The 10,010-nt window shown below is 32.4% G+C and carries 10 protein-coding genes; 7 read left to right on the forward strand and 3 right to left on the reverse strand.

The window, feature by feature from the left end:
* The first annotated feature begins 259 nt into the window (after nucleotides 1-259).
* The 5 genes from rpsA (at nucleotide 260) to H0I26_RS11345 (ending at nucleotide 5,085) form a co-directional block, all read left to right on the forward strand.
* Nucleotides 260-2,098, forward strand: a complete 1,839-nt coding sequence (rpsA, locus tag H0I26_RS11325) for a 30S ribosomal protein S1 (RefSeq protein WP_101018344.1) — start codon at nucleotides 260-262, stop codon at nucleotides 2,096-2,098.
* Nucleotides 2,099-2,223: 125 nt separating this feature from the next.
* Complete coding sequence (pyrR, locus tag H0I26_RS11330) at nucleotides 2,224-2,763, forward strand: bifunctional pyr operon transcriptional regulator/uracil phosphoribosyltransferase PyrR (RefSeq protein WP_101018345.1); 540 nt, start codon at nucleotides 2,224-2,226, stop codon at nucleotides 2,761-2,763.
* A 93-nt stretch (nucleotides 2,764-2,856) separates the two neighbouring features.
* Nucleotides 2,857-3,786 carry an aspartate carbamoyltransferase catalytic subunit gene (locus tag H0I26_RS11335; protein WP_218698797.1) on the forward strand — a complete coding sequence of 310 codons (930 nt, stop codon included), beginning with the start codon at nucleotides 2,857-2,859 and terminating at the stop codon, nucleotides 3,784-3,786.
* 2 nt (nucleotides 3,787-3,788) lie between these two features.
* Complete coding sequence (locus H0I26_RS11340; protein ID WP_101018347.1) at nucleotides 3,789-4,121, forward strand: ribonuclease Z; 333 nt, start codon at nucleotides 3,789-3,791, stop codon at nucleotides 4,119-4,121.
* Between the two features lie 58 nt (nucleotides 4,122-4,179).
* The gene (locus H0I26_RS11345; protein ID WP_218698799.1) at nucleotides 4,180-5,085 is read left to right on the forward strand and encodes a ribonuclease Z; all 906 of its coding nucleotides are present in this window, start codon (nucleotides 4,180-4,182) and stop codon (nucleotides 5,083-5,085) included.
* Here the strand turns inward: H0I26_RS11345 and H0I26_RS11350 are convergent.
* On the reverse strand, nucleotides 5,082-5,390 hold the full coding sequence (locus H0I26_RS11350; RefSeq protein WP_218698818.1) for a DUF3784 domain-containing protein: 309 nt from the start codon (nucleotides 5,388-5,390) through the stop codon (nucleotides 5,082-5,084). The two genes, H0I26_RS11345 and H0I26_RS11350, sit on opposite strands and share 4 nt — an antisense overlap.
* A gap of 48 nt (nucleotides 5,391-5,438) precedes the next feature.
* Here H0I26_RS11350 and pdxH point away from each other — a divergent pair, with 48 nt between their 5' ends.
* Together pdxH and H0I26_RS11360 are read left to right on the forward strand one after the other, a co-directional pair.
* Nucleotides 5,439-6,086 (forward strand): pyridoxamine 5'-phosphate oxidase, encoded by a 648-nt coding sequence (pdxH, locus tag H0I26_RS11355; protein ID WP_218698820.1) that lies wholly within the window; start codon nucleotides 5,439-5,441, stop codon nucleotides 6,084-6,086.
* Between the two features lie 159 nt (nucleotides 6,087-6,245).
* Nucleotides 6,246-6,740 (forward strand): CAP domain-containing protein, encoded by a 495-nt coding sequence (locus H0I26_RS11360; protein WP_218698822.1) that lies wholly within the window; start codon nucleotides 6,246-6,248, stop codon nucleotides 6,738-6,740.
* A 373-nt stretch (nucleotides 6,741-7,113) separates the two neighbouring features.
* On the opposite strand, the gene H0I26_RS11365 is transcribed toward H0I26_RS11360, so the two are convergent.
* Entirely contained in the window at nucleotides 7,114-9,060 is a 1,947-nt protein-coding gene (locus tag H0I26_RS11365; protein WP_218698824.1) for an OmpA family protein, read from the reverse strand.
* Between the two features lies 1 nt (nucleotide 9,061).
* Nucleotides 9,062-10,009: a type IX secretion system membrane protein PorP/SprF gene (locus H0I26_RS11370; protein ID WP_101018353.1), complete on the reverse strand. Its 948-nt coding sequence runs from the start codon at nucleotides 10,007-10,009 to the stop codon at nucleotides 9,062-9,064.
* Between the last annotated feature and the right edge of the window lies 1 nt (nucleotide 10,010).

The raw sequence follows: 10,010 nt of genomic DNA on the forward strand, positions 1-10,010 counted from the left end.
TCAAAGATAATTAATATATTTGTAGTTGTTTGAAAGTCAGTGATTTAATATTTTTATATTACTATTAGGCTGTGTTAGTAAAAAGTAGTATTTTTGCACTCCTTTTTAACGCCTACCAGAAAGATGAAAAGGGATTAAAACAATTTTATTTATAACACTTCTGTGTGTTAGCGTCTAAATCTTCTAAACATAACAGAATACAAAAACATAGTGTATTTAATTCAGCGAAAGCTAAAAGTACATTATTAAAATTATTTAAATGGCTGAAAAAGCAAAACAAGCAGAAGTTGCAGCTCAAGAAGCAGCAGCAGAAACAAAAGCAGCTCCAGTAGTATCTGAAGCTCAAGCAAACCCTGAAAAATTCTTAGCAGATTTTAACTGGCACAATTACGAAGAAGGAATTGATGAGGTTGAAGATTCTCAATTAAAAGAATTTGAAAAATTAGTATCAGAAAATTTCGTAGATACTTTAGATGATGAGGTTGTTGAAGGAACAGTAGTGCACATGACAGATCGTGATGCAATTATTGACATCAACGCTAAATCTGAAGGCGTTATTTCTTTAAACGAATTTAGATACAATCCAGACTTAAAAGTAGGAGACAAGGTTGAGGTATTAATTGATGTGCGTGAAGACGCAACAGGACAATTAGTATTATCTCACAGAAAAGCTCGTGTAATCAAGGCTTGGGACAGAGTAATCAAAGCTAATGAAACTGGAGAAATCGTTAACGGTTTTGTTAAATGTCGTACTAAAGGTGGTATGATTGTAGATGTTTTTGGTATCGAAGCATTCTTACCAGGATCTCAAATTGACGTTAAGCCAATTAGAGATTACGATCAGTATGTAAACAAAACTATGGAATTTAAAGTTGTGAAAATCAACCACGAATTCAAAAACGTAGTAGTATCTCATAAAGCTTTAATTGAAGCTGATATTGAAGAGCAGAAAAAAGAAATCATTGGTCAACTAGAAAAAGGACAAGTATTAGAAGGTGTTGTTAAAAACATTACTTCTTATGGTGTGTTTATTGATTTAGGTGGTGTTGATGGATTAGTTCACATTACAGATTTATCTTGGTCAAGAATTAACCATCCAAATGAGATTGTTGAGTTAGATCAAAAATTAAATGTTGTAATCTTAGACTTTGATGAAGATAAGTCTAGAATCCAATTAGGCCTTAAGCAATTATCTAAACATCCTTGGGATGCTTTAGGAGAAACTGTTGCTGTAGGTGATAAAGTTAAAGGTAAAGTTGTTGTAATCGCTGATTACGGTGCATTTATCGAAGTTGCAGAAGGAGTTGAAGGTTTAGTACACGTGTCTGAAATGTCATGGTCTACTCATTTACGTTCTGCTAACGACTTTGTAAAAGTTGGTGACGAAATTGACGCACAAATCTTAACTTTAGATAGAGAAGATCGTAAGATGTCATTAGGTATCAAGCAATTATCTGCTGATCCATGGACAGATATTACAACTAAATATCCTGTAGGTTCTAAGCACACAGGTATTGTACGTAACTTTACAAACTTTGGTGTTTTTGTTGAATTAGAAGAAGGTATTGATGGATTAATTTACATCTCTGATTTATCTTGGACTAAGAAAATCAAACATCCATCTGAGTTCTGTAACGTAGGTGATACATTAGATGTAGTAGTATTAGAGTTAGATGTTGAAGGACGTAAATTATCTTTAGGTCATAAACAAACAACTGATAATCCTTGGGATAAATACGAAACTGAGTTTGCTTTAGGTACAACACACACAGCTGAAATTGCTGATGTTGTAGATAAAGGAGCTACTATTGAATTTAACGAAGATATCGTTGCTTTCGTACCATCTCGTCACCTTGAAAAAGAAGACGGTAAGATGTTAAAGAAAGGTGATTCTGCAGAATTCAAAATTATCGAATTTAACAAAGAATTCAAACGTGTTGTTGCTTCTCATACTGCTATATTTAAAGCAGAAGAAATGGCAAATGTAAAAGCAGCTGTTAAAAAGGCAGCGTCTCAAGCTGACGAAGCTAAACCAACTTTAGGTGATGCTAACGAAGCTTTACAAGCGTTAAAAGATAAAATGGACGGAAAAGCATAAGCTTTAAAGTTTTTATCAATATTAAAAGCCTCTCAGAAATGAGAGGCTTTTTTTTTGATACAAAAACACCTTTCAACTTATAATAATTTACTTTACCTTTGTTTACCAAACCCGTTTGGAACACTATGAGTCAAAAAGTGCTACTTAATGCTACAGAAGTCAACATCATTCTACATAGATTGGCTTGTCAACTCATCGAAAATCATAATGATTTTTCTAATACCGTTTTAGTTGGTATACAACCTAGAGGTAAGTATTTGGCTAACCGTTTAGCATCTATGCTAAAGAAGGAGTATAAAATCAAAAACTTACAACTTGGTCATCTAGATATTACGTTTTACAGAGATGATTTTAGAAGAGGAGATACGACACTGGAAGCAAATACGACTGAAATTAATGTAGACGTTGAGGATAAAAAAATAGTTTTTATCGATGATGTATTATATACAGGACGTAGTATACGATCTGCATTAACGGCTATTCAATCTTTTGGACGTCCGTCTGAAATTGAATTACTAACCTTAATCGATAGACGTTTTAGTAGACATTTACCGATACAACCCAATTATAGAGGTCGCCAAGTAGATGCTATAAATAATGAAAAAGTTAAAGTGAATTGGGTTGAGAATGAAGGAGAAGATGCAGTATACCTGATAAAAAGTTAAAACAGACTTTCTAGACACGTAATACTAGTGTTTCTTAGATTTAAACTAAAAGATTAACTGGTAGTTTTGACTACCACCTGAATACTATATAATATGAGCGAGTTAAGTGTCAAACACTTATTAGGAATTAAATATCTGAATATACAGGATATAGAGCTTATTTTTAAGACAGCTGATCATTTTAAAGAAGTGATTAATCGTCCTATTAAAAAAGTGCCTTCCCTTCGTGATATTACCATTGCCAATTTATTTTTCGAAAATTCTACACGAACAAAATTGTCATTTGAATTAGCCGAAAAACGATTGTCTGCAGACGTTATTAACTTCTCAGCATCTCAATCTTCGGTTAAGAAAGGTGAAACCTTAATAGATACAGTAAATAATATTCTTTCCATGAAAGTGGATATGGTCGTTATGCGTCATCCTAATCCAGGAGCGGGTGTCTTTTTATCAAAGCATGTTAACGCAAGTATAATTAATGCGGGAGATGGTGCGCATGAGCATCCTACGCAAGCGCTATTGGATAGTTATTCTATAAGAGAGCGATTGGGTAGTGTTAAGGGTAAAAACGTTGTTATAGTGGGTGATATTTTACATAGCCGCGTTGCATTATCCAACATATATGCGTTAAAATTACAAGGTGCTAATGTTATGGTTTGTGGGCCTAAGACTTTATTACCAAAACATATTGATAAGTTGGGTGTCAAAGTGGAAACAGACTTAAGAAAAGCACTTAATTGGTGTGATGTCGCCAATATGTTACGGGTTCAAAATGAACGTATGGATATTAGTTATTTTCCATCAACAAGAGAATATACACAACAATTTGGAGTTAATAAAGCTTTACTAGATAGTTTAGATAAGGAAATCACGATAATGCATCCTGGACCAATAAATAGAGGTGTAGAGATAACGAGTGATGTTGCCGATTCTAAGCAAGCCATAATTTTAGATCAAGTACAAAACGGAGTAGCAGTTAGAATGGCAGTAATCTATTTACTAGCTTCGAAAATAAAACAATAGTTATGATTATAGACCAAAATGAAAATTTAATTATCGTAACCCAAGAAAATGCTTCGGTTATAGAATTAGTAAAAAAAATAGAAACACTGTATCCAAAATTTAAAAACAATAATATTATTGTTAATTTAAATACGATTAAAGGAGTCGCATTAAAAGATGTTATTGAGTTTTTAAGAGTCTCTAACCAACACCGTGCAACAAAACATTCTTTTGTTATTGTTAATGAAGGTATTGATACCGATAAAACTCCAGATGAAATTATAATAGTCCCAACCCTACAAGAGGCTTATGATATTATAGAAATGGAAGTTATGGAACGCGATTTAGGCTTATAAAAAGCGTATTAGCATCTTTTATAAGGTCTCATTTTAAAACAGTAATTATTCTTATCTAATGAAATTAAACATCTTAGGTTGTTATAGTGCAACACCACGTACGTTTACAAATCCGACGTCTCAAGTATTAGAAATAAATAATCATATATTTTTAATCGATTGTGGCGAAGGAGCACAAGTAGAATTGCGTAGGCATAAGATTAAGTTTAATAGGATAAAACACATTTTTATTTCGCACTTGCATGGGGACCATTTTTTTGGTTTGGTTGGTTTGATATCAACGTTTAGATTATTAGGACGCGATACTGAATTACACATACATTCCCCAAAAGGGTTAAAAGAAGTAATAACGCTTCAAATGAAATTAGCCAATTCTTGGACTAATTATAAGTTGACGTTTCATGAGCTAACTAATAAAGATTCAGAGGTTGTTTTTGAGGATGATAAGGTAGAAGTACATACCATCCCTTTGGATCATCGTATTTATACTAATGGTTTTTTGTTTAAAGAAAAGTCAGGAGATAGAAAGTTAGATATGAATGCCGTTTTAAATGAAAATATTGATGTGTCCTACTATCGCAAGTTAAAGCAAGGCTTTGATGTTATAAATGAGGCTGGAGCGCTGGTTAAAAACAAATCCGTTACATTACCACCTAACAAGCCTAAAAGTTATGCTTTTTGTAGTGATACGGCGTACAGTGAGTCAATAATACCGATAATTAAAGATGTGGATGTATTATATCACGAATCTACCTTTTTAGAGCAACACGCCAAATTAGCAACTCCAACTAAGCACAGTACAGCAAAACAAGCAGCTAGTATTGCAAAACAGGCTAATGTTGGGCAATTAATATTAGGACATTACTCTACGCGTTATGACGATTTGAATGTTTTTAAAACAGAGGCGCAAACCATTTTTGAAAACGTAACGCTTGGAGATGATGGTAAAGTATTCGAATTTTAAAGTTTAAAACGTCTATTGGCTATAAAACGACTAATAATAAGTACACTAATTAATAGTGCACTATTTATGTAAAGGATACTATTATCATTTACATTACATATTTTCAATAGTAAATAGGTGAATAAACAGAAAACTCCAAGTCCTATTAATAAGCGTTGTAAAAAGGAGGCTAATCCTTTACTATCTATTTTTTCTTTTTCGGAGTGACTTAATGTATTGTATCCCGCGATCAAATCTGGATATTTTTTCACTAGAAAACCAAAAATAATAAGAATAAAACTTATTAAAAGTTGAGAATATATCATAGCCTAAATATAGTGAAAAACCTGTAAATTTACATATAATTAAATGTTATGGAAAAAGACTTAAGCGACTATAGAAGAACTTACGAAAAAGGAGAATTACTACTAAAAGACACACCAGAAAATCCGCTAGAGCTTTTTAGGTCTTGGTTTAATGAGGTGGATCAACACTTTCCTGAGGACGAAACTAATGCTATGACAGTCGCGACAATTGGTAAGGATGGATTCCCTAAAAGTAGAGTCGTACTACTTAAAAAATTCACGTATGAAGGGTTTATTTTTTATACTAATTATGATAGCGAAAAAGGAAAGGCGATACTTAATAATCCAAATGTGTGTTTATCCTTTTTCTGGCATGGCGCAGAACGACAAATAATAATTAAAGGTAAGGCAGAAAAAATCGCAGCCAATTTAAGTGATGGTTATTTTGAATCACGTCCGCGTGGTAGTCAATTAGGTGCGATTGTTTCTAATCAAAGTAGTATTGTAGAGAGTAGAGACGTGTTAGAAGCTAAATTAAAACAGTTGGAACTAGATTATGAAGGTAAGGAGATCGAAAGACCTACATTTTGGGGTGGCTTTATCGTTAAACCTGTTTCAATTGAATTTTGGCAGGGAAGACCTAACCGCTTACATGATAGAATTTTATATAACTTAGATGCCGATTTTAACTGGGTAAAAAACCGTTTATCTCCATGATTTATCCGTTTACATGTATTCAGTTAGTATGTTTTACCGATTAAATGCAGTTAAAATCGATTAAAAACATGTTTTTAATCGATTTTAACATTTCTTTAACAGTCTGTTCTTTATAGCTGTTCTATTTTTAGAGTCCCAAACCTACTTAACTCTTTAAAAATGAGAACATTTACCTACCTAGTGACTGTTATTTGTGTTGCGATAACTTTAACATCTTGCTCTACTGATAGTTTAGAAGACACTATAGAAACTGATAGTATTGCTATGGTCATTCCTGAAACTAAAGCAATTGAAACTGAAATTTTAGAACTTATAAATCAACACAGAATAAGTATTGGTTTAAATGCTTTGGTTAATCATGAATTAATAAAGGGGCAAGCTTTTAGTCATACAGTGTATATGACAGATATAAATGAAGTTAATCATGATCACTTTTTTACTAGAAAATCTTACTTAGTTACTAACGCTAATGCAGTAAAGGTGTCGGAGAATGTTGCTTATGGTTATTCTAGTGCTTCTGCAGTAGTAAATGCCTGGTTAAATAGTGAAGGTCACAGACATAATATCGAAGGTGATTATACAGATTTTGAAATTTCAGCAGAACAAGGAGAGGACAATAAGTGGTATTTTACTAATATTTTCATGAAGAAATAAATAGAAAAAATAACGTTTTCTTTCAATAATAATAGATTTAATTCAAAACAAAACCTGAATGCTATACGTAGTATTCAGGTTTTGTTTTTTTTAATTTAATATGTTATTTATAACGAACGAGTTATTAGCTTGTAACCGGTGGCTTTTTTGTTAGAATAATCAATTTTCACTATTTTATCAGATTGGTGATCATGGGTTACATGCGTGTTGCAATCTTTTTAATACTTGTATAGGTTTGTTAGTAATCCATTAGTGGAAGTCTTTCACGTCTTTGTTAGGTGTTATATTAATAATAATATTCTAAGTGTAGTTCTTTTTATTTGGATAAAAGTCAACAAAAAAAAAGCCTTTCTAAATGTAGAAAGGCTTTTTTTTACTTGTATTTATTTGTTATAATAAACTTAGATCGTCTATTTTCTTCATGCGCTTTGTCTGTGCATTTTACATCATTTATACATTGATTGAGGATTTGTGTTTCACCATAACCAACTGCACTTTGTATTCTGTTGTTTTCAATGCCTCGGGAGTATAAATAGTCTCGTGTAGATTTAGCACGACGATCAGATAATTTTAAATTATAAGCATCACGTCCACGACTGTCTGTATGTGATTCGATTTTAATTATCATTTTTGGGTGCTCTCTTAAAACAGCAACTACATTTTCCAATTCGTAAGCAGCATCGGGTCTAATAAAGGATTTGTCATAATTGAAATAGATAGGATTAATGACTATTTCATTATCTATTATTAAAGGATCTAAATGAAGATCTATAGTCGTTGTTTCTCCATCAGCAGGAGAGGTTACAAATTCTTTTTTATCAGGTCTATAAATTACGCGCTCACCTAGTATAGTATAAGTTTTATCACACCCAATAGCTTTGAATTCGTATTTCCCATCTTTATCCGTGAAATAAGTTTCTATAACTTTTCCGTTTATATCTAATAATGAAACATTAACCTTTGCTAATGGTTCTTCAGATAGTTTATTATAGGCAATACCGGATACAAGCTGTTTGCATTGGTATTTACCAAAGGCATAAATATCATCTCCCCCTTTGCCGCCTTCACGATTAGAAGAAAAATAACCTGTTTGTGTATCAGAATCCACGAAGTAACAAAAATCGTCAAAAGGACTGTTAAATGGAGCTCCTAGATTTTTTATGAAAACTTCTGTGGAATCGTTTTTTTTGATTTTTAAAAGATTGGTTTCAAAGATATCAAGTAATCCTAAATTTAAATTCGCATCACTTGAAAAGTATAATGTTGAATCTTTGGCTACAAACGGAAACTTCTCGTTTCCTTCTGTGTTTATTTCTGCTCCTAGATTAGTAGGTGTACCATAAGTACCATCTTGTTTGATAGTGACTTTATAAAGATCTGTTTGACCAAAACCACCGTCCATATCAGATACAAAATATAAAGTTTTGTTATCCGGACTTAACGCGGGTGCACCACAAGAAAAAGCATCATTATTAAAAGGTAATTCGGTTACATTGGTCCACTTATTATCAGATAATGTGGATTTATATATTTTTAAATTAGAGGTACCTTCTTTTGAATATTTGCGTTTATCTTTTTTGGAAACATTGTTTCTTGTAAAATACATTGTTTGACCGTCATTAGTAATCGTTACTAATCCTTCGTGATCGTCTACAGTATTTACGGATGAGTTTAGTTTAGTCGGTTCTCCATAGGTTTTTGCTTTTTGTCCTATTTTTGTTTCAGCCTCAAAAATATTAAGAAAAGGTTCGTTATTCCAACCATATAAATCTTTTTCATCTACAATAGAGTCTTTAACCCAAGTAGAGTAGTAGTATAAGGTGTTATGATGTTCATAGCCACCAAAATCTGAATAACTGGTGTTTAAAGGCAGGTTTTCGATAGTTACATAAACTTTTTCTGTATTAGTCAGTTGGTTGTAATTTTCGATATTAAATAGATCAATATCTTTAATGCGTCTATCTTTATTATTTTTTAGTTTGAAATTTCTTAAATAGTCATTTGCTAAGTCATATTTTTTTTGACTTCTTAAAGTTTGAACATATTTATAGATGTATTCCGAGTCTATTGATGGGTATTTCTCAATAGCTTTACGATACCAAAATTCTGCTTTTTCAACTTTACTAATATTAAAGTAACTATCTCCAATTCTTTTCAGAATATATTCGGTACTATCTTCTTTTTTTAAAGCCTCTTGATACAGTTCTGCTGCTTTTTCATAAGAAAAATCTCTAAAAAAATTATCGGCTACTTTTGTCTGTGCAACTGCTTGTTGCACGAATAAAAAAAGTGATATGTATGAAATTATTTTTATTTTCATCTTAAAAATATCTAGGTGATTTTACACGTTTTGTAGGTTTGAAAACTTCAAACATTAATAATATTTCATGTGTTCCACCAGTATATGGTCTCAGGTCTGTTATATAATGTTCGTAAGCATAACCAATTCTCATCTGTGGTGATATTTGAAAATCAGCTAAAGCTCCAATTGTAGATGTGTCTCTGTTATATCTATAACTTCCTCCCAACCAAAATGTTTCGTTAAATAAAACATGAGCACTAAGGTCAAAAGAAATTGGAGCGCCATTAGTTACTTTAACTAATGCAGAAGGTTTTAGTTTTGTGTTTTCATCTAAATCAAAAACATAACCTCCCGTTAAATAGTAACCAACACGTTCTAAAGCGACGTAGTCAATCTCAGGATCTAAAGCACTTTGGTTATAGTCTGTATTTAATATTCTTGGGGCAGATAAACCGACATACCATTTATTTTGATGTAAGTAAGCACCAACGCCAATGTTAGGATTCCATCGATTAGTGAAGTTACTAAAGAATGGATCTATAGCTACAGTAGGGTCATCTAGAAAGCCTTCTTGATCTAAGTTATAATGTGTGAAACCGGCTTTTAATCCAAAAGCTAATTTAGTTTTCTCAGAAAGCGCAATGGTGTATGAAAAGTCACCATAGACATAAACAAAATTTTCATACCCTAATTCGTCATTAATGACGGACAATCCTAGTCCAACTTTCTCATTTTTAAGTGGTGCATGCACAGAAACGGTTGATGTTGTCGGTGCACCAGCTAGTCCAACCCATTGACTTCTATGTAATCCGACGACACTAATGGTTTCTCTACTACCTGCGTATGCAGGGTTGATAGCAATAGTGTTAAACATGTATTGAGAAAATTGAGGTAATTGTTGCGCTAAAACCTGTGCGCAACTCAACAATAATATAATCCCGATGCTATATATTTTTATTTTTTTCATC

Origin of the sequence: Olleya sp. HaHaR_3_96 (assembly GCF_019278545.1) — a bacterium.
GTDB lineage: Bacteria > Bacteroidota > Bacteroidia > Flavobacteriales > Flavobacteriaceae > Olleya.